31 protein-coding genes are annotated in these 26,210 nt (G+C 62.8%); 21 read left to right on the top strand and 10 right to left on the bottom strand.

Annotated elements, in window-relative coordinates:
- Positions 1-260: 260 nt before the first annotated feature.
- Together DTW89_RS12815 and DTW89_RS12810 are read right to left on the bottom strand one after the other, a co-directional pair.
- A complete protein-coding gene (locus DTW89_RS12815; protein ID WP_114656230.1) occupies positions 261-473 on the bottom strand; it encodes a hypothetical protein in 213 nt (70 codons plus the stop codon).
- Positions 473-3,397 (bottom strand): DNA topoisomerase III, encoded by a 2,925-nt coding sequence (locus DTW89_RS12810; RefSeq protein WP_114656233.1) that lies wholly within the window; start codon positions 3,395-3,397, stop codon positions 473-475. The genes DTW89_RS12815 and DTW89_RS12810 overlap by 1 nt, the downstream gene beginning before the upstream one ends.
- A 133-nt stretch (positions 3,398-3,530) precedes the next feature.
- On the opposite strand from DTW89_RS12810, the gene DTW89_RS12805 reads away from it, so the two are divergent.
- From DTW89_RS12805 to DTW89_RS12795, 3 genes are read left to right on the top strand one after another with little or no spacing between them, the layout of a single operon-like run.
- Positions 3,531-4,193 carry an SET domain-containing protein gene (locus DTW89_RS12805; protein ID WP_114656229.1) on the top strand — a complete coding sequence of 221 codons (663 nt, stop codon included), beginning with the start codon at positions 3,531-3,533 and terminating at the stop codon, positions 4,191-4,193.
- The gene (locus tag DTW89_RS12800; protein ID WP_114656228.1) at positions 4,193-5,053 is read left to right on the top strand and encodes a biotin--[acetyl-CoA-carboxylase] ligase; all 861 of its coding nucleotides are present in this window, start codon (positions 4,193-4,195) and stop codon (positions 5,051-5,053) included. The genes DTW89_RS12805 and DTW89_RS12800 overlap by 1 nt, the downstream gene beginning before the upstream one ends.
- 12 nt (positions 5,054-5,065) lie before the next feature.
- Complete coding sequence (locus tag DTW89_RS12795; RefSeq protein WP_114656227.1) at positions 5,066-5,776, top strand: SPOR domain-containing protein; 711 nt, start codon at positions 5,066-5,068, stop codon at positions 5,774-5,776.
- Positions 5,777-5,906: 130 nt separating this feature from the next.
- Here the strand turns inward: DTW89_RS12795 and DTW89_RS12790 are convergent, their stop codons facing one another.
- From DTW89_RS12790 to DTW89_RS12775, 4 genes are all read right to left on the bottom strand, one after another.
- Complete coding sequence (locus DTW89_RS12790) at positions 5,907-7,367, bottom strand: sensor histidine kinase (RefSeq protein WP_114656226.1); 1,461 nt, start codon at positions 7,365-7,367, stop codon at positions 5,907-5,909.
- A gap of 97 nt (positions 7,368-7,464) precedes the next feature.
- Entirely contained in the window at positions 7,465-8,139 is a 675-nt protein-coding gene (locus DTW89_RS12785; RefSeq protein ID WP_024813400.1) for a response regulator, read from the bottom strand.
- A gap of 135 nt (positions 8,140-8,274) precedes the next feature.
- Positions 8,275-9,204, bottom strand: coding sequence for an N-formylglutamate amidohydrolase (locus DTW89_RS12780; RefSeq protein WP_114656225.1), 930 nt, complete (start codon positions 9,202-9,204; stop codon positions 8,275-8,277).
- 117 nt (positions 9,205-9,321) lie between these two features.
- A complete protein-coding gene (locus DTW89_RS12775) occupies positions 9,322-10,287 on the bottom strand; it encodes a tripartite tricarboxylate transporter substrate binding protein BugE (RefSeq protein ID WP_114656224.1) in 966 nt (321 codons plus the stop codon).
- A 111-nt stretch (positions 10,288-10,398) separates the two neighbouring features.
- Between DTW89_RS12775 and DTW89_RS12770 the strand changes: the two genes are divergently transcribed.
- Positions 10,399-11,361: a LysR substrate-binding domain-containing protein gene (locus DTW89_RS12770; RefSeq protein WP_114656223.1), complete on the top strand. Its 963-nt coding sequence runs from the start codon at positions 10,399-10,401 to the stop codon at positions 11,359-11,361.
- On the opposite strand, the gene DTW89_RS12765 is transcribed toward DTW89_RS12770, so the two are convergent.
- Entirely contained in the window at positions 11,337-11,867 is a 531-nt protein-coding gene (locus tag DTW89_RS12765; RefSeq protein WP_114656222.1) for a MarR family winged helix-turn-helix transcriptional regulator, read from the bottom strand. The two genes, DTW89_RS12770 and DTW89_RS12765, sit on opposite strands and share 25 nt — an antisense overlap.
- 140 nt (positions 11,868-12,007) lie before the next feature.
- Here DTW89_RS12765 and recA point away from each other — a divergent pair, with 140 nt between their 5' ends.
- Positions 12,008-13,114 carry a recombinase RecA gene (recA, locus tag DTW89_RS12760; protein WP_114656232.1) on the top strand — a complete coding sequence of 369 codons (1,107 nt, stop codon included), beginning with the start codon at positions 12,008-12,010 and terminating at the stop codon, positions 13,112-13,114.
- Between the two features lie 132 nt (positions 13,115-13,246).
- Complete coding sequence (gene recX, locus DTW89_RS12755; protein WP_114656221.1) at positions 13,247-13,708, top strand: recombination regulator RecX; 462 nt, start codon at positions 13,247-13,249, stop codon at positions 13,706-13,708.
- Positions 13,709-13,871: 163 nt separating this feature from the next.
- Here the strand turns inward: recX and argC are convergent, their stop codons facing one another.
- Positions 13,872-14,804, bottom strand: a complete 933-nt coding sequence (gene argC / locus DTW89_RS12750) for an N-acetyl-gamma-glutamyl-phosphate reductase (RefSeq protein ID WP_114656220.1) — start codon at positions 14,802-14,804, stop codon at positions 13,872-13,874.
- Between the two features lie 171 nt (positions 14,805-14,975).
- Here argC and sucC point away from each other — a divergent pair, with 171 nt between their 5' ends.
- The 11 genes from sucC to tfpZ all read left to right on the top strand — a co-directional run bounded on the left by sucC (position 14,976) and on the right by tfpZ (position 23,425).
- A complete protein-coding gene (gene sucC, locus DTW89_RS12745; protein ID WP_024813392.1) occupies positions 14,976-16,136 on the top strand; it encodes an ADP-forming succinate--CoA ligase subunit beta in 1,161 nt (386 codons plus the stop codon).
- A gap of 29 nt (positions 16,137-16,165) precedes the next feature.
- Positions 16,166-17,062: a succinate--CoA ligase subunit alpha gene (sucD, locus tag DTW89_RS12740; protein WP_024813391.1), complete on the top strand. Its 897-nt coding sequence runs from the start codon at positions 16,166-16,168 to the stop codon at positions 17,060-17,062.
- A 543-nt stretch (positions 17,063-17,605) separates the two neighbouring features.
- A complete protein-coding gene (locus tag DTW89_RS12735; protein WP_114656219.1) occupies positions 17,606-18,397 on the top strand; it encodes a Stp1/IreP family PP2C-type Ser/Thr phosphatase in 792 nt (263 codons plus the stop codon).
- Positions 18,398-18,440: 43 nt separating this feature from the next.
- Positions 18,441-19,103, top strand: a complete 663-nt coding sequence (locus DTW89_RS12730) for an FHA domain-containing protein (protein ID WP_114656218.1) — start codon at positions 18,441-18,443, stop codon at positions 19,101-19,103.
- Positions 19,104-19,211: 108 nt separating this feature from the next.
- On the top strand, positions 19,212-20,003 hold the full coding sequence (locus DTW89_RS12725; RefSeq protein ID WP_114656217.1) for an MBL fold metallo-hydrolase: 792 nt from the start codon (positions 19,212-19,214) through the stop codon (positions 20,001-20,003).
- A gap of 163 nt (positions 20,004-20,166) precedes the next feature.
- Positions 20,167-20,400 (top strand): type II toxin-antitoxin system VapB family antitoxin, encoded by a 234-nt coding sequence (gene vapB, locus DTW89_RS12720; RefSeq protein WP_111865286.1) that lies wholly within the window; start codon positions 20,167-20,169, stop codon positions 20,398-20,400.
- Positions 20,400-20,810, top strand: coding sequence for a type II toxin-antitoxin system tRNA(fMet)-specific endonuclease VapC (vapC, locus tag DTW89_RS12715; protein ID WP_114656216.1), 411 nt, complete (start codon positions 20,400-20,402; stop codon positions 20,808-20,810). The genes vapB and vapC (DTW89_RS12715) overlap by 1 nt, the downstream gene beginning before the upstream one ends.
- A 349-nt stretch (positions 20,811-21,159) precedes the next feature.
- Entirely contained in the window at positions 21,160-21,393 is a 234-nt protein-coding gene (locus tag DTW89_RS12705) for an antitoxin (protein ID WP_111865290.1), read from the top strand.
- The gene (gene vapC / locus DTW89_RS12700; protein ID WP_114656214.1) at positions 21,390-21,791 is read left to right on the top strand and encodes a type II toxin-antitoxin system tRNA(fMet)-specific endonuclease VapC; all 402 of its coding nucleotides are present in this window, start codon (positions 21,390-21,392) and stop codon (positions 21,789-21,791) included. The genes DTW89_RS12705 and vapC (DTW89_RS12700) overlap by 4 nt, the downstream gene beginning before the upstream one ends.
- Positions 21,792-22,075: 284 nt before the next feature.
- Positions 22,076-22,597: a pilin gene (locus DTW89_RS12695; RefSeq protein WP_114656213.1), complete on the top strand. Its 522-nt coding sequence runs from the start codon at positions 22,076-22,078 to the stop codon at positions 22,595-22,597.
- 51 nt (positions 22,598-22,648) lie between these two features.
- The gene (gene tfpZ / locus DTW89_RS12690; RefSeq protein WP_114656212.1) at positions 22,649-23,425 is read left to right on the top strand and encodes a TfpX/TfpZ family type IV pilin accessory protein; all 777 of its coding nucleotides are present in this window, start codon (positions 22,649-22,651) and stop codon (positions 23,423-23,425) included.
- Here tfpZ and moaC (DTW89_RS12685) read toward each other — a convergent pair.
- Complete coding sequence (gene moaC / locus DTW89_RS12685) at positions 23,411-23,932, bottom strand: cyclic pyranopterin monophosphate synthase MoaC (RefSeq protein WP_114656231.1); 522 nt, start codon at positions 23,930-23,932, stop codon at positions 23,411-23,413. The genes tfpZ and moaC (DTW89_RS12685) overlap by 15 nt on opposite strands.
- Before the next feature lie 445 nt (positions 23,933-24,377).
- Between moaC (DTW89_RS12685) and DTW89_RS12680 the strand changes: the two genes are divergently transcribed.
- Both DTW89_RS12680 and DTW89_RS12675 read left to right on the top strand, forming a co-directional pair.
- Positions 24,378-24,599, top strand: a complete 222-nt coding sequence (locus DTW89_RS12680) for an antitoxin MazE family protein (protein WP_111867602.1) — start codon at positions 24,378-24,380, stop codon at positions 24,597-24,599.
- Between the two features lie 14 nt (positions 24,600-24,613).
- Positions 24,614-24,922, top strand: coding sequence for a type II toxin-antitoxin system PemK/MazF family toxin (locus DTW89_RS12675; RefSeq protein WP_442858111.1), 309 nt, complete (start codon positions 24,614-24,616; stop codon positions 24,920-24,922).
- A 69-nt stretch (positions 24,923-24,991) separates the two neighbouring features.
- Here the strand turns inward: DTW89_RS12675 and moaC (DTW89_RS12670) are convergent, their stop codons facing one another.
- Positions 24,992-25,471 (bottom strand): cyclic pyranopterin monophosphate synthase MoaC, encoded by a 480-nt coding sequence (gene moaC / locus DTW89_RS12670; protein ID WP_114656210.1) that lies wholly within the window; start codon positions 25,469-25,471, stop codon positions 24,992-24,994.
- A gap of 57 nt (positions 25,472-25,528) precedes the next feature.
- Here moaC (DTW89_RS12670) and DTW89_RS12665 point away from each other — a divergent pair, with 57 nt between their 5' ends.
- Both DTW89_RS12665 and DTW89_RS12660 read left to right on the top strand, forming a co-directional pair.
- Positions 25,529-25,816: a BrnT family toxin gene (locus DTW89_RS12665; RefSeq protein ID WP_024813384.1), complete on the top strand. Its 288-nt coding sequence runs from the start codon at positions 25,529-25,531 to the stop codon at positions 25,814-25,816.
- Positions 25,785-26,126 (top strand): helix-turn-helix domain-containing protein, encoded by a 342-nt coding sequence (locus tag DTW89_RS12660; RefSeq protein ID WP_114656209.1) that lies wholly within the window; start codon positions 25,785-25,787, stop codon positions 26,124-26,126. The genes DTW89_RS12665 and DTW89_RS12660 overlap by 32 nt, the downstream gene beginning before the upstream one ends.
- The last annotated feature ends 84 nt before the right edge of the window (positions 26,127-26,210 follow it).

The raw sequence follows: 26,210 nt of genomic DNA, 5'->3' as shown, positions 1-26,210 counted from the left end.
TTTTTCGGGCGGCAGGGTGTCGGGGCCGGGGCGCGTGATTTTTTTCCAGGCCTGCGCCGCCCAGGGGCCCGCGTGGGGCCGCCAGCGGTCGGCCGCCCACCACGCAGCGGCAGCGGCGGCTACCAGGACCACCGCGATGGCGGTGAGAACCGTGCGTTCGGTGCGGCTGCGCATGGAATCAATGGCGGTTGGTCGCTGCAGTGGCAGTGCGAGGTCGGTAATCGGGCGAAATCATGGGCGTGGGGCCGTTGCACAGCGCGTCAGCGCGTGCGTTGCCGTGTGACACCCACGTCGATATCACCAAACACAGTGATGCCACTGGCGCCCTGCTGCGAGCGGGCTGCATCACCGGCGGACGAAGCAGCGGGCACGCTGCTGCACCCGGCCAGCACCCCGGCAGTGGCCACGGCTGCCAATGCCAGCCGCACCGTGCGCCAGACGGGCGATGCAACGGGGGCACAGCACCGCTTCATCACCCGGCGCCCAGGTGGTTGCCCAGAATGCCTGCCAGCTCGAACATGCCCGCGCTGTCCTTGCCAAACACGGCGCGCAGCTTGTCATCGGCGACGATGGTGCGCTTGTCCTTGGGGTCCTGCAGGTTGTGGGCCTTGATGTATTCCCACATCTTCTTCACCGCCTCGGGCCGTGCCACGGGCTCGGCGCCAATCACCGCAGCCAGGGCGGCGCTGGGGGCCTTGCCTGCGGCGGGCTTGCGCGGGGCCTTGGCCGCAGCGGTCTTGGTGGCCGGTGCTTTCTTGGCGGCGGCAGGTTTGGCGGCCTTTTTGGCTGCAGCGCTTGACTTTCCTGCCTTGGCAGCTATCGTTTTAGCGGCAGCGCCCGGGCGTGGCGGGAACTTGGATGGCGCAAACTCAAAGTTGACTTTGCCGGCCTCTTTGTCCCACGCCAGGTGGGCCTTGAAGGCGCGACGGGTGCGCATGCTCACAAACTTGTCGAGCAGGTCGGTCTTGCCAGTGGCCAGCAGCTTGGTCATCTGCTCGCGCTCCACGGGCTGCTGCAGGATGATCTTGCCGCTCTTGAAGGTGCAGCTGGGCGTGGGCTGCGCGGCCGTGGGCACGGCCTTGCTGCACACGTAGTTGCTGCCGTGCTCGTGCACTTCCGATCCGCAGATCGGGCAGGCGCCGAGCGATGCGTCTTCAAACTCCACGATCTCGCCAGATTCTTCGCCCTTCTTGTCGTCGCCAAAGTCGAATTCGAGCTTGTAGTTGTGCGCCTCGTCGTCGTACTTGATGACGATCTCGGACGTGAAGGGCCAGCCGGCCTTGGAGCGGAAGCCTTCCAGCGGGCCGATCTTCTTGTCGCGCAGCAATGCGTTGGCCTCAGCGGTTTCAAAGGTGCGGCCTGCGGGCGACTTGCCAAAGCTAAAGCCGCAGCCCTCGCTGCCTGCCTTGCCCACACAGGCAAAGCGGCGGTAGTTTTCCTTCACCACACCGCCGCAGTTGGGGCAGGGCGATTCGAGCGTGGCGTAGTCGCCGGGGATGGTGTCGCGATCGTATTCCTTGGCTTTCTTGACCATGCGCTCGGTCATGGCGGCGATCTCGGCCATGAAGGCTTCGCGGCTGAGCTGGCCCTTTTCCATCTGCGAGAGCTTGTATTCCCACTCGCCGGTCAGGTCGGCGCGGCAGAGTTCTTCCACCTCCAGGCCGCGCAGCAGCGTCATGAGCTGAAAGGCCTTGGCCGTGGGGATGATCTCGCGGCCTTCGCGCAGCATGTATTTTTCGGTCAGCAGACCTTCGATGATGGCCGCGCGCGTGGCAGGCGTGCCCAGGCCTTTTTCCTGCATGGCTTCGCGCAGCTCTTCGTCGTCGATCTGCTTGCCGGCGCTTTCCATGGCGCCGAGCAGCGTGGCTTCGGAGTAGCGGGCGGGCGGCTTGGTCTTGAGGCCCTTGGGGTCCACCGCCACGGTGTTGACCATTTCGCCGGGTTTCACGGGCACCAGGTTCTGGCCCTTGTCGCCCTCTTTTCCACCCTCCACTTCATCGGCCGCTTCCTTGCCGTAGATGGCCAGCCAGCCCGGCTTGACCAGCACCTTGCCTTCGGTCTTGAAACTGTGCGGGGCCACGGTGGAAATGCGGGTGGTCACGGTGTATTCCGCACTGGGAAAGAACACGGCCATGAAGCGGCGCACGACCAGGTCGTACAGCTTCTGTTCGGCTTCCGACAGGCCCGAGGGCGCTTGCAGCGTGGGGATGATGGCAAAGTGATCGCTCACCTTGCTGTTGTCAAAGATGCGCTTGGACGGCCGCACGTAGTTGTTGTTCAGCGCCGTGAGCGCGTGCGGCGCGAGATGCCGCATGCCGCTGTCGGCCAGCATCTCGAAGGTCTGCTTGGCCACGGGCACATAGTCTTCGGGCAGCGCGCGCGAGTCGGTACGCGGGTAGGTCAGGGCCTTGTGGCGCTCGTACAGGCTTTGCGCCAGCGCCAGCGTGGTCTTGGCAGAAAAGCCGAACTTGCCGTTGGCCTCGCGTTGCAGGCTGGTCAAATCGAACAGCAGGGGCGACGCCTGCGTGGTGGGCTTGCTCTCTTCGGTGACGGTGGCCTGCTTGCCGCGCACGGCGTTGGCAATCGCCGTGGCTTCAGCGGCAGACCAGACGCGGTCCGCGCGGGCTTCGACGTCTTCGGATTTCTTCCACTTCGGGTCGAACCACTTGGCGGGGTATTCACCGGCCTGCGCGCCAAAGGTGGCGTGGATTTCCCAGTAGTCGCGGCTGATGAACTTGCGGATTTTTTCCTCACGCTCCACCACCAGCGACAGCGTCGGTGTCTGCACCCGGCCCACGGTGGTCAAAAAGAAGCCGCCATCGCGCGAGTTGAACGCCGTCATGGCGCGCGTGCCGTTGATGCCCACCAGCCAGTCGGCCTCGCTGCGGCTGCGCGCGGCGCTGGCCAGGCCCGCCATCTGCTGCTCGGTGCGCAGGGCGTCAAAGCCGTCGCGGATGGCCTGCGGCGTCATGGACTGCAGCCACAGGCGCTTGACAGGCTTGCCCAGCGGCTTGCTGCCACCCGCGTATTGCTCGATCAAACGGAAGATCAGCTCGCCCTCGCGGCCCGCGTCGCAGGCGTTGATGAGTTCGGTCACGTCCTTGCGCTTGGCCTGTTTGACCACCGCGTTCAGGCGCGTCTTGGTCTTGTCCACGGGCTTGAGGTCAAAGTACGGCGGGATGACGGGCAGGTGGGCAAAGCTCCACTTGCCGCGCTTCACATCAAATTCTTCGGGCGCCTGGATCTCCACCAGGTGGCCCACGGCGCTGGTGACTACATAGCGGTCGTTCTCGAAGTGGTCGTCGTGCTTTTCAAACTTGCCGGCCACGGGGGTCAGTGCGCGCACGATGTCTTGCGCGACGGAGGGTTTTTCTGCAATTACCAGGGTCTTGGTCATTTTGGGGCTCTCGCCAGTCATTCTGCTTGCCCGGGTTGCGGGCGCTTCTACAATTCGGGTCTCACGCGCATGCACACGCATGTACGCGCACGCACACACATGTGTGCACCATCAAGTTAACAGAGTTTTTGCCATGCCCCGCTCCGCATCGCCCGCCGCCCCCACTGTTGCACCGGGCCGCCGTATCCAGACCCGGCGCTCGGGCGTGCATGGCAAGGGCGTGTTTGCCGTGCAGGACATTGCCGAGGGCGAGGTGCTGGTGGAATACACCGGCCAGGTCATCGGCTGGCAGGAAGCGCAGGACCGGCACCCGCACGACCCCCTGCAACCCAACCACACGTTTTACTTCCATGTGGATGAAGACCGCGTGATCGATGCAAAGTTCGGCGGCAACTCCTCGCGCTGGATCAACCACAGCTGCAACCCCAACTGCTACGCCGACGAGCGGGACGGCCGCATTTTCATTACCGCGCTGCGCAACATCCAGGCAGGCGAAGAGCTGAACTACGACTACGGCCTGATCATCGAAGAGCGCTACACCAAGAAGCTCAAGGCCGAATACCCCTGCTGGTGTGGCAGCAAGAACTGCCGGGGCACGCTGCTGGCCCCCAAGCGTGGCTGGGCACCGCCCGTGCCGCTGCCGCCTTCAAAGCAAAAGGCCCAGGCCAAAACAAAGGCAAAAACGAAGGCCAAAGACGCTGCTCCCAAAAAAGCCAAGGCAGCCAACGAGGCGAAGAAAACCAGGGCGCCCGCCCCGCCTGCGGCCCCCCAACCCCGCCGCAACCGCCCGCAGTGATGCCGCAGCAGAAAAGTCCCATTCGCTGGCCCGCCGAGGCCGTCTGGGAGGCCGTGGCGCCGCTGCTGCCCGGCTTCACGGTCGAGGTGCTGCCCAGCATCGACTCCACCAACACCGAGCTCATGCGCCGCGCACGCGCCGGCCAGTGCGAGCCCACGCTGCTGGTGGCCGAGCAGCAAACAGCAGGGCGCGGGCGGCTGGGGCGCGTGTGGCAAAGCGATGCAGGGGCGTCTTTGATGATGTCCCTGGGCCTGCCACTGGCGCCTGCCGACTGGTCTGGCTTGTCATTGGCTGTGGGCGTGAGCGTGGCCGAGAGCCTGCAACCCGTGTTGCCCGCCCTGGGTAGTGGCCACGCGGCGCGCATTGGCCTCAAGTGGCCCAACGACCTGTGGCTGGACGGCGCAACGGGCGAGCGCAAGCTGGGCGGCATTTTGGTGGAGACCGCGAGTTTTGTTGCGCCCCAGGCGCCTGCTGCCACCCGCGCACCCGCCGCCCGCTATGTGGTGGTGGGCATTGGCATCAATGTGCTGCCACGCAGCCCCGAGGGCCTGAGCATGCCGCCCGGCAGCCTGCAGGATGTGGAACCCGGCCTGGACGCCCCCACTGCCCTGCTGCGCATCGCTGCGCCCCTGGTGGCCATGCTGCAGTCGTTTGAAGGCTATGGTTTTGCGCCCATGCAGGCGCGCTTTGCCGCGCGCGACGTGCTTCAGGGCCGGGCCGTGACGCTGAGTGACGGGCAGGCCGGTACAGCGCATGGCGTGGCCGAGGACGGTGCGCTGTTGGTGCACACCGCGCAGGGCATGCAGGCCATCACCACCGCTGAAATCAGCGTGCGGCCCACAGCCGCGCGCGCCCTCTGAAAGACCTGCCCCATGTTGCGACTTGCCGTCATCGTCCTGCTGCTGGCCAATGCCGGCTATTACGCGTGGTCGCAGGGCTGGCTGCATTCATGGGGGCTGGCGCCGGTCGAACAGTCCGAGCCGCAACGCCTGGCGCAGCAGATCCGCCCCGAAACGCTGCGCATTCTGCAGGCCCGCGAAACCCCACCCGTGGCACCATCTGCTGCCAGCGAGGCCACGGTCTCGCCCGCACCCAGTCCCGCACCGGCGCCCGCAGCGACAACGGCGTCCGCCACGGTGTGCCTGCAGGCCGGCACGCTGGACCAGCGCCAGGCTGACGCCGTGCGCACTGCCGCCGCCGCCCTGCCCCAGGGCAGCTGGAACCTTGAATCCACCCCGATCCCCGGGCGCTGGATGGTCTACATGGGCCGCTTCTCCGACGACGAGGCGCTCGACAAGAAGCGCGCCGAGCTGCGCGCCCGCAAGGTGCCCTTTCACCGCCCCAACAACCCGACGCTGGAGCCGGGCCTGTCGCTGGGCCGTTTTGCCTCGGAAGAAGCCGCCCAGCGGGCGCTGACCACGCTGGGCAACCAGGGCGTGCGCACCGCACGCGTGGTGGTAGAGCGGGCCGAGGCCCCAGGTTTCACGCTGCGCCTGCCCGCCCTCGACAGCGCCACGCGCGCGCAGGTCGAAACGCAGCTGCGTCCGGCCTTGGGCGAAAAGACACTGCGCACCTGCCCTTGATATTTGAGGCAAAAACGGCTGCAGCGCTTGATGGGTAAGCGCAACATGCTTCTGTTTTAATAGCATTCAGGCCCTGCTGTCCGTCCACGCCCGCAAGGGCCTGTGTGGCGCACGCGCGCCCGGGCCGTGCTTATCCCTGTGGCGCGTCGATGTCCGGCATGCGGGCGGCAAAGCGCACCGTGAAACGTGCGCCCGGTGGCTGCTGGCCGGGGTTGGCGTCTTCCAGCGTCACCTCGGCCTCATGCTGGCGCGCAATTTCCATCACGATGGGCAGACCCAGGCCCGAGCCGTCGGCCTCGCTGCCCAGCGCCCGGTAAAAAGGCTGAAAAACCAGCTCGCGCTCGGCCTCGGGCACGCCGGGGCCAGAGTCTTCCACCTGCAGCAGCAGCACATGGCCAAAGGTGTCGGCCAGCACGCGGGCGGTGACCATGCCGGGCTTGTCGGGGGACGAGGGGGTGTAGTTGATGGCGTTGTCCACCAGGTTGCGCACCAGCTCCTTGAGCAAGGTGGGGTTGCCGTCCATCCACACACCGGGGGCGCCCGGCTGGGCGCCGTCGTAGCCCAGGTCGATCTGCTTGTCGAGCGCGCGCGGCACCGAGTCGCGCACCACCTCGATGGTGAGTTTGGCCAGATCGCACGGCACGCGCGCAATGCCCACGCCGCTGCCTTCGGCGCGCGCCAGCGCCAGCAACTGGTTGACGGTGTGCGTGGCGCGGATGCTGGAGCGGCCAATCTGTTGCAGTGAGCGCTTGAGCTCTTCGGTGCTGGTGCCTTCGCGCTGGGCCAGGTCGGCCTGCATGCGCAGGCCGGCCAGCGGCGTCTTGAGCTGGTGCGCCGCATCGGCCAGAAAGCGCTTTTGCGTGGCCAGCGAATCGCCCAGGCGCGTGAGCAGGTCATTCACGGACGACACCAGTGGCGCCACCTCCAGCGGCACGGTGCGGTCGTCCAGCGGCGAGAGGTCGTCGGGGCTGCGCTCGCGGATGCGCTGCTCCAGCTGGTTCAGTGGCTGGATGCCGCGCGCCAGCGCCAGCCACACCAGCAGCACCGCCAGCGGCAGGATGACGAACTGCGGCAGCATCACGCCCTTGATGATTTCGGTGGCCAGCACGCTGCGCTTTTCGCGCGTTTCGGCCACCTGCACCAGGGCCAGCGGCGCATCGGGCAGCGCCAGCCGCACCCAGATGTAGGCCACGCGAATCTCCACGCCGCGCAACTCGGCATCGCGCAGGCGCACTTCGCCGGGCGCAGTGTGATCGTCATCGTCGGGCAGGGGCAAATCGCGTTCGCCCGAGAGAAATTTGCGCCCCGGCCCGGTCACCTGGTAATAAACGATGTCGGAGTCGTCGGCGCGCAGGATCTCGCTGGCAGGCTGGGGCAGGTTGAACTGCACCTTGCTGTGCTGCACCGTCACCAGCTGCGCCAGCGCATGGGCGTTGTATTCCAGGGCGCGGTCAAACGGCTTGTTGGCCAGGCCCTGCGCCACCAGCCAGGTCAGCGCCAGGCTGACGGGCCACAGCAGCAGCAGCGGCGTGAGCATCCAGTCCAGGATCTCGCCGAACAGCGAGCGCTGCTCGCGCTGGAAAATCTTCACTGCGCCCCCGGTTTGTAATGAAATAAGGCTATAGCGCTTATTGGATAAGCGCTAACAGCTATTAATTTCATAGTGAATGCAGCCTGGATGGATGCGGCTAGCCGGGGATTTTTTCCAGGCAGTAGCCCAGCCCGCGCACGGTGGCAATGCGGATCGGGCCCTTCTCGATCTTTTTGCGCAGGCGGTGGATGTACACCTCGATGGCGTTGTTGCTCACCTCTTCGCCCCACTCGCACAGGCGCTCCACCAGCTGCTCCTTGCTCACCAGGCGGCCGGCACGCTGCAGCAGCACTTCGAGCAGCCCCAGCTCGCGCGCCGATAGCTCGACCATCTTGCCGTCGATGGTGGCCACGCGGCCGGCCTGGTCGTACACCAGCGGGCCGTGCTTGATGGCGCTGCTGGTGCCGCCCATGCCCCGGCGCGTGAGGGCGCGCACACGGGCTTCGAGCTCTTGCAGTGAAAACGGCTTGGCCATGTAGTCGTCGGCGCCGTAGTCCAGGCCCTTCACGCGCTCTTCCACGCTGTCGGCGGCGGTGAGGATGAGCACCGGAAGGGCCGTTCCCCGGCTGCGCAGGCGCTTGAGCACCTCCAGGCCGTGCATCTTGGGCAGGCCCAGGTCCAGGATGAGCAGGTCGAACTCGTTGTTGGTCAGCAGGGCGGCATCGGCTTCGCTGCCGCTGGCCACATGGTCCACCACCGCCCCCGAGGCGCGCAGCGTGCGCAGCAGGCCATCGGCCAGCACCTGGTCGTCTTCGGCAATAAGAATGCGCATGCGGGAGTCTCCTGGTGGGTGGCGGCGGTCTGGTGCCGCGCCTGTGCCACGATTTTAGGCGGCGCCGCGCCGCAGTGCAGGCGCTTTGCAGCGAGGGCGGGGGTGGCGGGCCCACCCCGGCGCAGCCAAGGCCCTTCAGCGTGGGTCGGTCACCAGCAGCTTGAGCACCAGCGCCTGCAGGTCGGCCTGCAGGCGGGCCATGCCCTCGGGGTGCTGCTCCAGGGTGGTTTCGTCCATGTAGAGCTTGCGGTTGATCTCGACCTGGATGCTGTGGCGGTGCTGCGCCGGGTTGCCGTAGCGGCGCACCAGCTCCACGCCCTTGTAGGGGTGGTTGTATTCCACGCTGTAGCCACAGCCGCGCAGGTGCTCGCAGATCAGGGCCGACAGCGCCGGGCTGGCGGTGCTGCCATCGCGGTCGCCCACCACGAAGTCGGCATGCACCATGCCCGGAAACTCGGTGGCATGGCTGGCGGCCACGGCGGGCATCGAATGGCAGTTGATGTGGATGCTGTAGCCATGGCGTGCATGGGCCGCGTCAATGGCCTGCGCCACGGCGCCGTGGTAGGGGCGCCAGCAGCGGTCAATGCGCGCACGCACCTCGGCCACCGAGAGCAGGCGGTTGTAGATGGGTTCGCCTTCGTCCGTGAACTTCCAGATCAGGCCCTTGCCCAGACGCACCTTGCTCAGCACCTTGGGGTCGGTCGATATGGGGTCGGTCCATTCACCATCGAGCAGCGTGGTGTCGAGCTCGGTGGTGTCGCGGTTGGCATCGAGGTAGATGCGCGGGAAATGCGCCTCGACCCAGGCCACGCCCAATGCGGGGGCAAAGGCGTAGATTTTTTCGACGTGGGTGTCTTCCGCACGGCGCAGCGTGGGCAGATCGCAAACCGCGCCAAAATCGTGTGGGTAGAACGTGCCGCTGTGCGGCGAGTCCAGCACCAGCGGGGTGGTGCCGGGCTGTTGCGACACCATGCTGACGGGGGGCGCGGCAACGCCGGGCGTGCCGGTGGCACCGGGATCAGGTTGTTGAAAGCGGTGGTTGATCAGTTTCAAGGCTGCATGCATAGGCAAAGTGTGCGCAATTTGGGGCGGCCGGCCTAGCCGCCCAGACCCGAAAGACCCTGTGGTTATCCCTGAGTCTTTCTGGTTGTGGCCGTCGGGCCCGCAGGCCCGCTGCTGAAATCAGTCGAGGCTGACCTTGGCGAATGCCGCCACGCCTTTCATCTTGTCGATTTCGCGGGCGATCTGGGCCGTGAATGCCTTGGGCGTCGTTCCCGAGGGGTACAAGCCTTGCTTGGCCAGCCGCTCGCGCACGTCGGGTTCCTGCAGGGCCTGGGCCACGGCTTGCTGGATGCGATCCACCGCCGCAGTCGGCGTGCCGGCAGGTGCCACCAAGCCAAACCACGACGGATCGTTGTTGGCAGCATGGCCCAGTTCGCCATAGGTGGGCACATCGGGCAGCACGTCCAGCCGCTGGGGCCACGAAACGGCCAGCGCCTTGACCTTGCCAGAATTGATGTGCGGCAGTGACGAAGCCACCTGGTCAAAGTACACCGCCACCTGTCCCGCCAGCACATCGTTGATGGCCGGGCCTGCACCACGGTAGGGGATGTGCACCATCGAGGTGCCGGTGCTGCTCTTGAACAGCTCGCCCCACATGTGGCCGATGGTGCCGTTGCCTGGTGTGGCATACGACACCTTGCCGGGGTTGGCCTTGAGGTATTTCACCAGGTCGGCAAAGTCCTTGACCGGCAGTGCCTTGGGGTTGACAACGATGACGCCCGGCGCTTTGACGATCTCGGTCACGCCCACGAAATCCTTGGTGGGGTGGTAGGGCAGTTTGCTGTACACGGCGGGGTTGACCCCGTGGGTGGACAGCGTGGCCACGCCAATGGTCAGGCCGTCTGCCGGGGCGCGGGCCACTTCGGCCATGCCGATGGAGCCACCCGCGCCGCCGCGGTTTTCCAGCACCACGGGCTGTTTGAGGATGCGGGCCAAAGCGTCTTGCAGCGTGCGCGCCGTGATGTCGGTAGCGCCCCCCGGCGGGAAAGGCACGATCATGCGCAATGGCTTGCCTTCCTGGGCAAAAGACATTCCAGGCACGAAAGACACAGCAGCCAATGAGGCAAGCAGTTGACGGCGTTGCATAGGTTCATTCTCCTTTGGGATGCACTGAGGTTATCGAAGCTGACGCCTTCTACCAAGCAACGGTTATGCCTGATAACATTCCATTTTGGAATGTATTGAGTGCAACCTGCCATGTCATTGCGCCGCCTCGCCCCGCCTTTGCACCTGCTGCGCGCGTTCTCCACCGTGGCCCGGTTCGGCGGTGTTTCACGCGCTGCCGAAGCGTTGCACCTCACGCAAAGCGCCGTGAGCAAGCAGATCAAGGACCTGGAAACCTGGGTTGCCGTACCGCTGTTCGAGCGCACCCGCAAGCGCCTGGCGCTCACCCCTGCCGGGGAGCGCTACGAAAAAGCCGTGCAGGCCGTGCTGCTGCAACTGGAAGCCGCCACACTGGAGCTCATCACCAGCGATGACGGCGGCGGCGCACTGCACCTGTCGAGCCTGCCCACCTTTGGCGCCAAATGGCTCATTCCACGGCTGCCGCAGTTCCAGCTGCAGCACCCGCAGGTCACGCTGCATTTCGTGCCGTATGTGCACAGCTACAACTTCGAGCGGCCCGAGCTCGACTGCGCCATTCTCTTCGGTGACGGCCACTGGCCTGGTGCCCACGCCCACTACATCACGGGCAACGATGTGGCGCTGATCGCCCCACGTGCCAAGGTAGCCGACTGGCCCATCCACACCCCGCGCGACGTGGCGCGCCACACGCTGCTGCGCCATGTGACCGTGCCGGAGGCCTGGCTGCGTTGGAGCGAAACGCACGGCGTGCAGGGCAGCATCGACCCGTTGGTCGGCCCGCAGTTCGATCAGTTCCAGACCATGATCCGTGCCGTGATGGCGGGCATGGGCCTCGCGCTGGTGCCGCGCTGCCTGGTGCAGGACGAGATCACCGCAGGCGTGGTGCGCGAGCCCCTGGCCGATGCCGCCCGGCGCGGCGGCTACCAGAGCGATGTGGGCTACTGGCTTTGCTACCCCGAAGGGCGCATGCAGCTGCATGCGCTGCAGTGTTTTCGGCAATGGGTGCTGGCCTGCGCGGAGCCCGTGGACGCGATGGACGCAGCAGCGGCGCTTCAACCACCCGCTGCCCCGGCATAAGCCTCCAGCCCAATGGCCACCACCGCGGCCACGTCCTGCCCCACCTCTTCACGAAACTCTGCTTCTGCCTGCGCCACGGCGTCGCGAAACGCCTGCAGCCAGGCCAGGCCCGTGGGCGTGAAGCACACGCGCCGCGCGCGCGCATCCAGCGGGTCGGCCGCGCGCGTGACCAGGCCCCAGGCCTCGCACTGGTCCACCAGGTTGGCCATGGCCTGCTTGGTCATGCCTGCGCGCTGGGCCAGGTCGGTCAGCCGGTCGCCCTGCAATGCCAAGTGCCGGGTGATGTGCACATGGGCTGCCGTGACCTGATCGCGCGCCGCCAGGTTGGACAGCGCCAGCGGCACCTCGACATTGCGCGCCATGAGCTGCAGCACCCGGGCATCGAAGCGGCGCAGCGCACTGCCCATCAGGCGGCCCAGGTGGGTCTGGCGCCAGCGGTCGTCGGGCGTCGAAATGGTCGGGATGGGGGGCGTGATGGAGAGGGTCGCGGGTGAAAAATCATCCATGCCACATTGTCAGGCAAACTGACTAAAAATTGCTTTATCCCGATTCCATTGCTCGCATAAACTACTGTTCAAGCATCCAGCCTGTGATTAACCGCAGAGCGATGCCAGCATCCAACCTGTTGTTTTTCAAGGAGTTTCTCATGGACGTCGCAGTCAAAGGCACCAACCCCGCATTGCCAGTGAACACCGAAAAGGCCAAGGCCCTGGCCGCCGCGCTCGCCCAGATCGAGAAGCAGTTTGGCAAGGGCACCATCATGCGCCTGGGCGAAGGCGAGGTGATCGAGGACATCCAGGTCGTCTCCACCGGCTCGCTGGGCCTGGATGTCGCCCTGGGCGTGGGCGGCCTGCCGCGTGGCCGGGTGGTCGAAATCTATGGCCCGGAATCGTCGGGCAAGACCACGCTCACGCTGCAGGTGATTGCCGAGATGCAAAAGCAGGGCGGCACCTGCGCATTTGTCGATGCCGAGCACGCCCTGGATGTGCAATACGCCCAGAAACTCGGCGTGCAGCTCTCCGACCTGCTCATCAGCCAGCCAGACACCGGCGAGCAGGCGCTCGAAATCGTGGACAGCCTGGTGCGCTCGGGCGCCGTGGACCTGATCGTCATCGACTCGGTGGCCGCCCTCACCCCCAAGGCCGAAATCGAAGGCGAAATGGGCGACAGCCTGCCCGGCCTGCAGGCCCGCCTGATGAGCCAGGCGCTGCGCAAGCTCACCTCCACCATCAAAAAGACCAACTGCATGGTCATCTTCATCAACCAGATCCGCATGAAGATTGGCGTGATGTTCGGCAGCCCCGAGACGACCACCGGCGGTAATGCGCTCAAGTTCTACGCCTCGGTGCGCCTGGACATCCGCCGCACCGGCACCATCAAGAAGGGTGACGAAGCCATCGGCAACGAAACCAAGGTGAAGGTGGTCAAGAACAAGGTCAGCCCGCCCTTCAAGACGGCCGAGTTCGACATTTTGTTTGGCGAAGGCATCAGCCGCGAGGGCGAGATCATCGACATGGGCGTGAACGCCAAGATCGTTGAAAAAGCCGGTGCCTGGTATGCCTACAACGGCGAGAAAATCGGCCAGGGCCGCGACAACGCCCGCGAGTTCCTGCGCGAGAACCCCGACCTCGCCCGCGAGATCGAAAACAAGGTGCGCGAAAGCCTGGGCATCGCCCTGCTGCCTGCCGCCCTGGAAGCCGCCCCTGCCGCCAAGCCAGCCAAGGCCGAGAAGGGTGAGAAGGAAGACAAGTAAGAGCGGTAGCAAGAGCGGCAGCGGGCGCCTTTCATGCAAGGCGCACCGGCTACTTTTTTTGAGGTCAAATAGGCTGCTGGCGCTTACCCAATAAGCGCGAGCAGCTATTAATAATATAGCAACAGTATTGCCATGACCTTTGGCACCCTCTCCCTCAAGGGCCGCGCGCTGCGGCTGCTGTCCCAGCGCGAACATTCGCGCACCGAGCTGGCGACCAAGCTGGCGCGGCACGTGCAGGAGGGCGACGACCTCAACGCCGTGCTGGACGACCTGCAGGCCAAGGATTTCATCAACGCCAACCGCGTGGCCGAATCGTTGGTGCACCGCCGCGCTGCGCGCCTGGGCACGCAGCGCCTGGTGCAGGAGCTGCGCAGCAAGGGGCTCGATGATGATCTGGTGCGCGCCACGGCCGAGCGCCTGCGCGCCACCGAGCACGAGCGTGCCCAGGCCGTGTGGCGCCAGCGCTTTGGCAGTGTGGCCACCGACGCACAAGAGCGTGCGCGGCAAATGCGCTTTCTGGCCGCACGCGGGTTCTCGGGCGACGTGGTGCGCCGTGTGGTGCGCGACGGCAGCCCCGACGACGAGCCCACGTGAAAGATGGGGCCACTGCCAGGGAACTGGATTGCCGGTAATTTTGGATAAAAAAGGCCCTCAGCCCTTTATCCATGAGCGCAGCAAGCTATCAAATACGAAGCATTTCAACCGCCAGTCAAGCCAGTCGGCTGCGTCAGGCCCCGCTGTCGCAGGGCCTGCCCATTCACAAACCCAGCATCAACTGCAGGTTTTGCACTGCCGCACCGCTGGCGCCCTTGCCCAGGTTATCCAGGCGCGCCACCAGCACGGCGTGGCGGTAGGTTTCGTTGGCGAACACCCGCAGCTCCAGCTTGTTGGTGTCGTTGAGCGCGGTGGGCTCCAACTTGCCGTCTTCGGTGGGCGGCAGCACGCTTACCCACTGCGCGGGCGTGTTGCTCTGGGCGTAGTGCGATGCCAGCGCGTCGTGCAGATCGGCCGCCTTGGGCTGGCCCGGCAACAGATCAAGGTGCAAGGGCAATTGCACCAGCATGCCCTGGCGGAAATTGCCGACGGCGGGAACAAAAATGGGCCGGCGTGTGAGCCCGGTGTATTTCAGGATCTCGGGCAGGTGCTTGTGCGACAGGCCCAGTGCATACAGCTCAAACGGTGCGGCCTGGCCTTGCTCATAAGCTTCGATCATGGTGCGGCCGCCGCCCGAATAGCCACTGACCGAAGGCAGCGCGAGCGGAAAATCCTTGGGCACCAGGCCTGCATCCACCAGCGGTCGCAGCAGGGCAATCGCGCCGGTGGCGTAGCAGCCGGGGTTGGAGACGCGCAGCGCCTCACGCACGGCCTGCGCCTGCCCTGCGGCCAGCTCGGGAAAACCAAACACCCAGCCGGGCGCCGTGCGGTGTGCGGTGCTGGCGTCAATCACCTTGACTTGGCGGCCAGTGGTCTTTTCGATGTCGTCGACCATGGCCACGGTCTCGCGTGCCGCGTCGTCGTGCAGGCACAGCACCACCAGGTCCACGCCCGCAATCAATTCGCGCTTGGCGGCAGGGTCCTTGCGCAACTCGGGCGCAATGCTCACCAGCTCGATCTGGGGCATGGCCTGCAGGCGTTCGCGGATCTGCAGACCCGTGGTGCCGGCTTCGCCATCAATAAAGATTCTGGACATGTGAATGCTCCTGCAAGGGGGGTCGCGTTCTGGCCACCCCTGTAAGCTTGGCACAAGGGATGGTGCATTGCAGCATGATACATTCACAGGCTGCCATGTCCCGAGCCCGCGGCCAGACATTCTTTGTCCATGGTAAACGGGTAAATACCACCCTTCCCTGAGAGAGACCTCATGAAGATTCACGAATACCAAGGCAAGGAAATCTTGCGCAATTTTGGTGTGCCCGTTCCGCGTGGCATTCCCGCATTCACGGTGCAAGAAGCCGTGGAAGCAGCCCAAAAACTTGGCGGCCCCGTGTGGGTTGTCAAAGCCCAGATCCACGCCGGTGGACGCGGCAAGGGCGGCGGCGTGAAGGTTGCCAAGACCATCGAAGACGTCAAGCGCATCGCGGGCGAAATCCTGGGCATGCAGCTCAAGACGCACCAGACCGGCCCCGAAGGCCAGAAGGTCCGCCGCCTCTACATCGAAGACGGCGCCGACATCAAGAACGAGCTGTATGTATCGCTCGTGACCGACCGCGCTACGCAAAAAGTGGCCCTGATCGCTTCGTCTGAGGGCGGCATGGACATCGAGGAAGTAGCCCACTCCACGCCCGAGAAGATCATCACCGAGATGATCGACCCCCTGACCGGCATCACCGCCGAGCAGAGCAAGAAGGTGGCCGCAGCCATCGGCCTGACCGGCGCTTCCATCGACCAGGCCGTAGACATCTTCGCCAAGATCTACAAGTGCTACATGGAAACCGATGCATCGCTGGTGGAAATCAACCCCCTGAACTGCGACTCCAAGGGCAACCTGATGGCGCTGGACGCAAAGTTCAACTTTGACCCCAACGCGCTGTTCCGCCACCCGGAAATCGTGGCTTTCCGCGATCTGGACGAAGAAGATCCCGCCGAAGTCGAAGCCTCCAAGTTCGACCTGGCCTATATCAGCCTCGATGGCAACATCGGCTGCCTGGTGAACGGTGCCGGCCTGGCCATGGCCACCATGGACACCATCAAGCTGTTTGGCGGCGAGCCAGCCAACTTCCTGGACGTGGGCGGTGGCGCCACCGCCGAGAAGGTCACCGAAGCTTTCAAGATCATGCTGAGCAACCCCAAGGTGGAAGGCATTCTGGTCAACATCTTCGGCGGCATCATGAAATGCGACACCATCGCCAACGGCGTGATCACTGCCTGCAAGGCCGTGAACCTGTCGGTACCGCTGGTGGTGCGCATGAAGGGTACCAACGAAGAGCTGGGCAAGAAGCTGCTGGCCGAGTCCGGCCTGCCCATCATCGCGGCCGACACCATGGCCGAAGCCGCGACGAAGATCGTCGCTGCCGTCAAGTAATGACCCGACCAGAACGCTAGGACACGCACATGTCGATCTACATCAACAAAGACACCAAGGTCATCACCCAGGGCATCACGGGCAAGACGGGCCAGTTCCACACCGAAAAGTGCCAGGAATACGCGAACGGCAAGAACGCCTTCGTGGCCGGCGTGAACCCCAAGAAGGCCGGCGAGTCGATCTTCAACATCCCGATCTACGCATCCGTCAAGGAAGCCGCCACGCAGACTGGCGCTACCGTGTCGGTGATCTACGTGCCGCCTGCAGGCGCTGCTGCCGCCATCTGGGAAGCCGTCGAGGCCGACCTGGACATGGCAATTTGCATCACCGAAGGCATCCCCGTGCGCGACATGCTCGAAGTGCGCAACAAGATGAAGGCCAAGGAAGCCGCCGGTGGCAAGAAGACGCTGCTGCTGGGCCCCAACTGCCCCGGCATCATCACGCCCGACGAAATCAAGATCGGCATCATGCCCGGCCACATCCACCGCAAGGGCCGCATTGGCGTGGTGAGCCGTTCGGGCACGCTGACGTACGAAGCCGTGGCCATGCTGACCGAAGTGGGCCTGGGCCAGTCGACCGCCGTGGGCATTGGTGGCGACCCCATCAATGGCCTCAAGCACATCGACGTGATGCGCGCCTTCAACGATGACCCCGACACCGATGCCGTCATCATGATTGGCGAAATCGGCGGCCCCGATGAAGCCGAAGCCGCCCAGTGGTGCAAGGCCAACATGAAGAAGCCCATTGTTGGCTTCATCGCTGGTGTGACCGCCCCGGCAGGCAAGCGCATGGGCCATGCAGGCGCGCTGATCTCCGGCGGTGCAGACACGGCCGATGCCAAGCTCGCCATCATGGAAGAGTGCGGCTTTATCGTCACGCGCAACCCTTCGGAACTGGGCAAGCTGCTCAAGGCCCAACTGAAGTAATTCGGCCAGCGAGTGACTGGCGCCGTGGGCGCCACCGCAAGATTGCGGGAACCGTCAAAAACAGAAGCGCCCGAAACCCTGGTTTCGGGCGCTTTTTGCATCCAGGCTGTCTTGGTTGGATGCAACGGCCAGACGCCCAATGCAGCCAAGGCGGTGACAAAAATGACACTCTGATGTCTCTCTGTCGCCAGCAGTGTCAGAGGCATGCCGTTGTTGAGTGGCCATGACCTGAAAACATGTGCCGAATGCGGCCCGAACGCCGCATTCTGAGCGGGCGTAAAAATTGCTGTTCTCTGGACAGAGCAACCTGTGAGGTGGAGAGTTTTTCGATCATGCAAGCCCATCGCAATCAATGACGCCAGGCATTGCTACGCCTGCCACCGCACCAGTGCTGCCCAGCCAAGCACTCGTCTATGATGCGAGTCGCGATGCAAATGGGCCTGACATGGCAGCTTTCCCGCCAAGCGTGATAAAGCTTCCCGCTGTCCGGAACTCGGTACTTCCACCGTGTTCGGCTGCCTGACGACGCACGCGGCAACCTCCATGATCTACGAATTTTTCGCCCGTACCGACCGCGGACGGGTGCGCAACAACAACGAAGACTCCGTGGCCTTCGACCGCGATGCGCAAATTGCCGTTCTGGCGGATGGCATGGGTGGCTACAACGCCGGCGAAGTGGCCAGCGCCATGGCCACCACCTTCATTCGTACGGAAATGGCGCGCTGGCTCGCACATGCCGGCCAGAATGCGCAGAGCGCCGATGTCCGCAAGGCGCTTGAAATCTGCGTGGAAAACGCCAACCACGCCGTGCTGGGCGCCTCACTCTCCAATCCCCAATATGCAGGCATGGGCACCACGCTGGTTGTGGGCGTCTTTCGGGGCGAGCGGCTTATTCTGGGGCACATCGGCGACTCGCGCTGCTATCGCCTGCGCGATGGCGTGTTGCAGCAAATCACGCGCGACCATTCCTGGCTGCAGGAACAAGTGGATGCCGGCTTGATGACCCCCCAGCAAGCCGCCGTGTCCACCAATGGCAATCTGGTCACCCGTGCCCTGGGGGTCGAGCCCCATGTGCAAATGGAAGTGAACGAATTCCAGGTGGCGCCGAACGATTTGTTCCTCCTGTGCTCCGACGGCCTGACCGACATGGTGCCCGACGCCGATGTGGCGGACATGGTGCGCGCATCCCTGTCGCTGGAAGAAAAAACCAACCTGCTCGTCGATACCGCCAACGCACAGGGCGGGCGCGACAACATCAGTGTGCTGCTGGTGCAAACGGCGGCAGCGGGCGGCAAAAAACGAGGTTTCATGTCCCGATTGATCCGGGCTTCATGATGCCGCTCAACCCCACAACAATTCAACACACCAGGAGTGGATCATGCCCAGAATGATCGTTTCGATCGACAGCGTCGTCATCAAAGAGGTCGAGTTGACCAAGGAGCGCACCACGCTGGGCCGGCGCCCCTACAACGACATCGTCATCGACAACCTTGCCGTCAGCGGTGAGCACGCCGTCATCCACATGGCCGACGATGGGGTGGAAATCGAAGACGTGGGCAGCACCAACGGTACCTATGTCAACGCCAAGGCCGTCACACGCCAAGAGCTGCGCAACGGCGACATTATCGAAGTGGGCAAATACAAGATCCGCTTCCTGCAAGAGGCCGAGGGCGAAAATTTCGAGAAAACCATGCTCTTCAAGCCCGGCATGGTTCCCCCGTCCATGGGGTTGCCTCGTGCCGCCGCCGCAGCGGCACCAACCCCGCCAGCAGCTGCGTCGCCCTCGGCGGTCATTCGCGTGATGTCGGGCGCGGCGGCCGGGCGCGAGGTGGCGCTGTCGAAGGTGGTCACCACCATCGGCAAGCCCGGCGTGGCTGTGGCCTCCATCACCAAACGCCACAAGGGCCATGTGCTGGCGCACGTCGAAGGGCCGGACAGGCCCCTGCTCAACGGCATCCCCATGGGGGAGGCCCCCGTGCCCCTCAAGCATGGCGACCGCATCACCCTGGCAGGCACCGAGATGCAGTTCGAGCAAGGCTGATTCCCCGCAGGTATTTGCCGTGTGGGAGGGATGTTCGGGGTGTTACCCTTCGGGGTCTCAGCGGGCGGCATCGGTATAGCCCGCTTCAACTCCTGACAAGGCGGTGGCATGAAGGTTCGCGTGTTGGGATGCTCGGGTGCCATTGCGCAAGGTTGCCGCACCACCGCTTTTCTGATTGAGGGGCGTGTACTCATCGACGCAGGCACCGGCGTGGGCGACCTCACCCTCGAAGAAATGCGTCACATCGACCATGTGTTGCTCACGCATTCGCACCTGGACCATGTGGCAGCCCTGCCCCTGATGCTGGACGCCGTGTCGTCCCTGCGCAGCACCCCGGTGCAAGTGCACGCACTGCCCGCCACCATCGCGGCGCTGCGGGCCCATATTTTCAACAACGTCATCTGGCCGGATTTCAGCCGCATCCCCAGTGCCGCAGCGCCTTTCCTGATCTTCAAAGAGCTCGAAACCGGGCAAACGTTGCACCTTGCCGGCCTCGATATTGAGGTGCTGCCCGCCATCCACACCGTGCCCGCCGTGGGCTACGCCGTGCGCGGGCGCAGCGGCTGGTGGGCCTACAGCGGCGACACCGGGCCCAACCCCGCCTTCTGGCAACGCATCAACCAGTTGCCCGTGGCCATGCTGGTCATAGAAACCGCATTCAGCAACCACGAAAGCGCCCTGGCGCAGCGCAGCCAGCATCTGGCACCCCATACCCTGGCGCAAGAACTGGCCCAGCTCAACCCCGGCAGGCCTTGCCCCATCTATATCACCCACACCAAACCGTCCGAGACGCAATTGATTGTGGAACAAGTCCGCCGCTTCGACGCCATCACGCACCCGGGCAGCGGTGAGCCGCATGACATTTCGTGGCTGCAGGCGGGGCAAGAGTTTGAGGTGTAGGGCGCATCTGTTTTGATAGCTGATAACGCTTGCTAAATAACGGCTTGAAGCTTAATTGAGCAAAATTCAGCAACCTAACCTCATTTCCACCCCGGCAGTAAATCTTGATTCGGCAACCGGCTGCAATATACTGTTGCCATACACCTTTTGGAGGGCAGCGGTAATGACCATCAGCACCGTCTTCATCAACAACCGGACGCAAGCCGTCAGACTCCCGATCGACCTGCGCCTGCCCGACGGCGTGCGCAAAGTGGAAGTGCGCGCCAAAGGCAACGAACGCATCATTTCCCCAGTGGGGCAGTCATGGGACAGCTTCTTTTTGAACGGCCCCGCAGTGAGTGATGACTTCATGCCAGAGCGCGCCAGCCAGCACCAGTCCGAGCGGGAATCGCTTTGATGCTGCGCTACCTGCTCGACACCAACTTCGTCATCCATGTCTTGAAGCGGCGCCCTATAAAGGTGCTTTCCGTTTTCAACCAGAACGCCAGCCGCATGGCGATATCTGCGATCACCTTGTCTGAGCTCTATCACGGGGCCGAAAAAAGCATCAAGGTCAGCGAAAACCTGGCGGCCATCGAAGACTTTTGCAGCCGGCTTGAAGTGTTGCCCTATGGCAGCAAGGCAGCCCAGCACTATGGCGCCATCCGTGCCGGGCTGGAAAAACTCGGTCAACCCATTGGCGTGAATGACCTGCACATTGCAGCCCATGCGCGCAGCGAAGGGCTCGTCATGGTGACCAACAAGGTGGGTGAATTCGCAAGGGTGCCCGCACTGGAAGTGGAAAACTGGGTTGATACAAACCAGTGAGTGAGCCCATTGAGGCAACTGCCAGCAGCAAGCAAAGAATCTTTCAAAACATAGCCGCCAGTGTTTTGTGAACGTGGTCTTGAAACCAAATTTGCCCAAAATTTGAATCTGACCCCGAATTTTCCCAAGCCGTCCGAAACGCAATTGATTGTGGAGCAAGTTCGCCGCTTCGACGCCATCACGCACCCGGGCAGTGGTGAGCCGCATGACATTTCGTGGTTGCAGGCGGGGCAAGAGTTTGAGGTGTAGGGAGCCTTCATTCACTCTTGCGCTGTTTCTTGGCGCCGCTGTTTGCGCACACTGAAAATGGTGATTATCATTGATATTCACCAATCTCTGGAGGTGCACCATGGAAACCGCTCGTCTCTTTCAGTCCGGCCGCAGCCAAGCGGTGAGGCTACCCAAGGAATTCCGGTTCACCGGCACCGATGTCGGAGTGCGGCACTTTGGCAACGGTGTGTTGCTGCTGCCGCTGGACAACCCTTGGGACACCCTCGAAGCAGCCCTGTCGGCTTTCGAGCCCGGCTTTGTGCTTGCGCGCGAACAGCCACCACAGCAGGTGCGCCCCGAGATTTCTGCATGATCCTGCTGGACACCAACATTTGCATCTACATCATCAACGCCAAACCGCCTGAGGTGCTGGCACGTTTCAGGCAATACCGCCTTGGCGAGGTAGGCCTGTGCAGCGTGGTGGCGGCAGAGCTGGCTTATGGGGTGGCCAAAAGCCGCTCAGCTCGCAACAAGGCGGCACTGGAGATGTTTCTGGCGCCGCTGGAAATACTGCCCTTCGACACCAAAGCACTCTGGGCATATGGCGACTTGCGTGCAAATCTTGAGCGCCAAGGCCAGCCGATCGGTGCCCTGGACACCAAGATTGCAGCCCACGCCCTCAGCTTGGACGCACCCCTGGTCACGCACAACACGTGCGAGCTCGAGCGGGTGCCAGGCCTGCGGCTGGAGAACTGGGTGCAGTCGCCATAGGCCCTTGCGCAGCGGTCGCCGCAGGTAGCAAAAATTGGAGTCTGACCCCGATTGCTCCCAAGCTTCGCGACGCGTGGCGCATGGGGCCCGTCAGACACTCTTGTCCCCAACAAAATTGTCACATCGAGTGATACCAAGGGTAAAGTTGGTCATTTATGACCGAACGTCTAGCGTCGGCCTATCGCACAGGGACCACCCGGGAGTTGGCATGCTTACTGCTTGATACCAGCAACCTGAAGAACTGTTCGACAGGTTTCACATTCAAACCGTCCCGAAGGAATTTCATGAAACACACTCTGCAAAAAGGTTTTACCCTGATCGAACTGATGATCGTGGTGGCGATCATCGGTATCTTGGCCGCAGTGGCGTTGCCTGCCTACCAAGACTACACAATCCGTGCACGCGTGACTGAGGGTTTGGCACTCGCTGCGGCGGCCAAGTTGAATGTGGCTGAATTCGCCGCTCGTGGCGCCGATGTTGCAGTTGCCACCGGCTACAACACAGGCTTCAACGTAGTGCCGTTCAACCCCACCGCCAATGTGTTGAACCTGACGATTGCCCCGGCAACCGGCGTGGTTTCTATCAACTACACGGCACGCGTGCAGCCGGCAGCTACCAACCTGCTGACTTTGAATCCTTACACAGGCACTCAGGCAGCTCCAGCCGTTCTGCCCGTGGGCACTGGTGTTTTCTCGCCTCCTGGTGAGCCAATCAAGTGGCGTTGCCGCGCTGCTGGCGCAGTCGGCACTCTGACTGGTACTGCTGGCACTTTGCCTGCGCGTCTGGCTCCGGGCGAATGCCGTTAATATTTCATTCTTGAAATATGAAAAGGAGCGCGGCGCGCTCCTTTTTTCGTTATGAAACTAATTAAGCAAAGATTGCAAGGCTCACTGAAGGCCTTTTCCATCCACCTAGGCTGCTCGTTAGGGATCGCCGTGATCGCAGCGGTGACTGTATTCTATTTTTGGTACCCTGAACCTTATGGGAGCCTTCTCGGCGGCACAGCCTTGTTCACGTTAATCGTGTGCGTGGACGTCATTTGCGGCCCGCTGCTGACGTTAGTGCTTTTCAACAAACGCAAACCTAAGAAAGAGCTATTGCTGGATCTTTCGTTGGTCGTAGCAATACAGTTAGCGGCGCTAGGCTACGGTATCTACACCATGGCTATCGCCCGGCCTATCTATCTTGCGTATGAGCTGGACCGGTTTCGCGTCGTCTCTCAGGCAGACATCGAACCCCAAGCATTTGCCGATAAACCAAGTCACATACCTCCGGCAGGCTGGACGGGGCCGAAACTGATCGCTGTACGCGTAGCGCAACCGGATGACGCAGATTATTTGTCCCAGGTCGAGCTTTCGGTGAATGGAACCGAGACAGTCCATCGCCCAGATCGCTGGGACACGTATGAAAATCAAAAATCCCTGGCAGTAAAAAAATCCATCGCAATCGAGGTGCTGAAGAAAAAACACCCAGATAGGGCAGATTTCGTGATGGCAGAACTCAAAAGACTGCGTCTTGATAGCGCCAGCACCCGTTGGCTTCCAGTGCAGTCTCGCAGGAGCACGGGCTGGGTAGCCTTGATCGATAGCACCACTGGCACGGTTAGAGGTTTCTTGCCATTAGATGGTTTTTGACACTTCAAGGGCATATTTGTAAGGTGCGCTTTTCCCACCCGTCTTGCTGTCCACGCGAATATTCACAACGCACATACCCCTGTCGACTGCCTTGCACATGTCGTAAATCGTCAATAACGCCACCTGCACCGCCATCAGGGCCTCCATCTCCACCCCGGTCGGCCCCACCGTTTCTACGGTGGCAATGCAGGTGATCCCAACGGCATCAGGCGCTGTTTTGCTGGCAACGTCAAAATCAATAGCGACCCGCGTCAACGACAACGGATGGCATAGCGGGATAAGGTCACTCGTCTTTTTGGCGGCCTGTATTCCGGCAACGCGAGCAATTCCCAGCACATCACCTTTTTTGGCTGTGCCCGCCTCAACTAACGCCAAGGTAGCCGGCAGCATCTCAATACGCCCGACTGCTACAGCCACTCTGTGCGTTGCGGGTTTTGCGCCCACGTCGACCATATGGGCTTGGCCTTGAGCGTCGAAGTGGGTAAGCGATGAATTGGAAGTGTTCATGATAAAAATTGGCTGGGCCAAACGCGGCCGAATGATCATACGGGGTCAGGGAGGTTCTTAGCGGACGATCAAATTCGACCCCAGCAAAGGTTTGAACGTGCCAAAATTCTCGTCTTTTCTCCGCCTGTCGCCCAACAGGAAAGCATTTTTTGCTATCTTTTTGATGGCAATCCCAGCGCTAACACTTCATGCGGGCGCTCAAACGCAAGGGTCCCTCCCCACCCTGGGCGACACCAGCGACCTCACCGTCAGCGCCGAGCGCCGTTTGGGCGACCGGAACTAAATGGGGTCAGACTCCAATTAATCTATCTGAACTGCACAACCAGATCGGCGTCACGGGGCCCAAGTTTGGTAAAGATGGCGCATTCAGGTCCATCACAGCTGTTGCATGTAACGGACCTTGCATGCTACAGTGCTACATGTAACGATTTCCCGGGAGAATTTCATGGCTTCATCCGTTGCAGCACGGGTTCAAAAGCGGCGTTTGGCGATGCGCATGGCGGGGCTTCGCCCTGTCCAAATCTGGGTGCCTGACACGCGCCAACCAGGTTTTGCACAAGAATGCCGCCGCCAATCGCAAATAGCCTCTCAAGTCGACGTGGCCGACGCGGACATGGAACGCTTCATGGATGCGGCCTTGGCAGATGTGGGCGGCTGGACGGACTGATGCGGGGCGACTTTGTGACCATCGCCATTCAGGGCGACTTTGGCAAAGCGCGGCCCGCCCTGGTGATTCAGGCCGATCCCTTCAACGAGCATGCAACCGTGACGGTGTTACCAGTGACGAGCACCCTGGCTGTCGCGCCACTGCTGCGTGTCTCCGTCGAGCCAGGCCCTGGGAGCGGCTTGCAAAAGCCTTCTCAGGTGATGGTAGACAAGGCAGTGACCGTGAAGCGCGACAAGGTGGGGCCAGCCTTTGGACGCATCGAAGCCGAGACGCTGGTGGAGGTTGAGCGTTGCCTGGCGGTGTTTCTAGGAATCGTCAAATAACAATCATGGGGGATGGAACCCTATTTGGTGCTCCGTTTCAGGGCGTAATGGTGTTGTGTCAACAGCCACTCAGCCCGCAGCCCCCGCCACAAAACTCCCCGACTTCCCCCCGTGCTTTTCCACCACGCGCACATCGTGGATGGACATGCCCCGGTCCACGGCCTTGCACATGTCGTGGATGGTGAGCAGGGCCACCTGCACCGCGGTGAGGGCTTCCATCTCTACGCCGGTGGGGCCAACGGTTTCCACCGTTGCGGCACAAAATATGCCGGTAGCGCCTGGCTGTCGTGCGCTGGCAGCTTCAAATTCAATAGCAACACGGGTCAGCGCCAGCGGGTGGCAAAGCGGAATCAGGTCGCTGGTTTTCTTGGCGGCCATGATGCCGGCGATGCCGGCGATGCGGGCAATGCCCAGCACATCGCCTTTTTTGGCGGTGCCGACTTCGATGAGGGTCAACGTGGCGGGCAGCATTTCGATGCGGCCGCTGGCGATGGGGATGCGGTGCGCGGAAGTCACTCGGCCATGGGGTAGGGGCTGCCATGGGGTCATGCGTCCAATGGATTGCAGTGAAATGCCCGCAGTGGGCCATTGAACTACACTTGCTCTATGCAGTTCGAATGGGATGAAGTGAAAAGCGAGGCGTGCTTTCGCCAGCGCGGCTTTGATTTCGCTTACGCAGCGCGGGCCTTTTTCGATCCAGATCGCTTGGTACACGCTGACACCCGACGTCTTTATGGCGAAGACAGGTATCAATTGCTGGGCAAGATAGAGCAGCGTCTCTTCGTGGTGGTCTATACGCCACGCAAAGATGCCATGCGCATCATCTCAGCACGCAAAGCCAACCAAAGAGAGGTAGCACACTATGGAAACAAAGACAGTTCGCATCACCCTTGACCCTGGCATACCAGCATCGCAATTGCCAGGCCGCCTGGATGTTGGGCGGGTGGATGCCACGACCGATGCAGATATTGCGGCGCAGCATGCGGCAGATGAGGCCGCCGCCATGCAAGATGCCGCCCAATTCGCTCGGCGTGTGCGCAGGCGCCTGGGATTGAGCCAGGCCGAGTTGGCTGCGCGCATCCAGGTCTCGCTCGACACCATTCGTAACTGGGAACAAGGCAAGCGCAGCCCGACGGGCGCGGCCAAAGCTTTGCTCAAGGTGCTGGACAAGGCGCCGGAAGCGGCCTTGGCGGCGTTGCACTGATGCTCTGAGGTGGCCAGTGCCCCATTGATTGCCCTGCCTTCGAGTGCAGTTTGCTGCACATACAACCGCTTAGCCCGCCGCCCC

Origin of the sequence: Acidovorax sp. BoFeN1, from assembly GCF_003345135.1 — a bacterium.
Classification (GTDB): domain Bacteria; phylum Pseudomonadota; class Gammaproteobacteria; order Burkholderiales; family Burkholderiaceae_C; genus Acidovorax; species Acidovorax defluvii.
The sequence above is the reverse complement of the archived record's forward strand: the minus strand, read 5'-3'. Positions and strand labels throughout refer to the sequence as shown.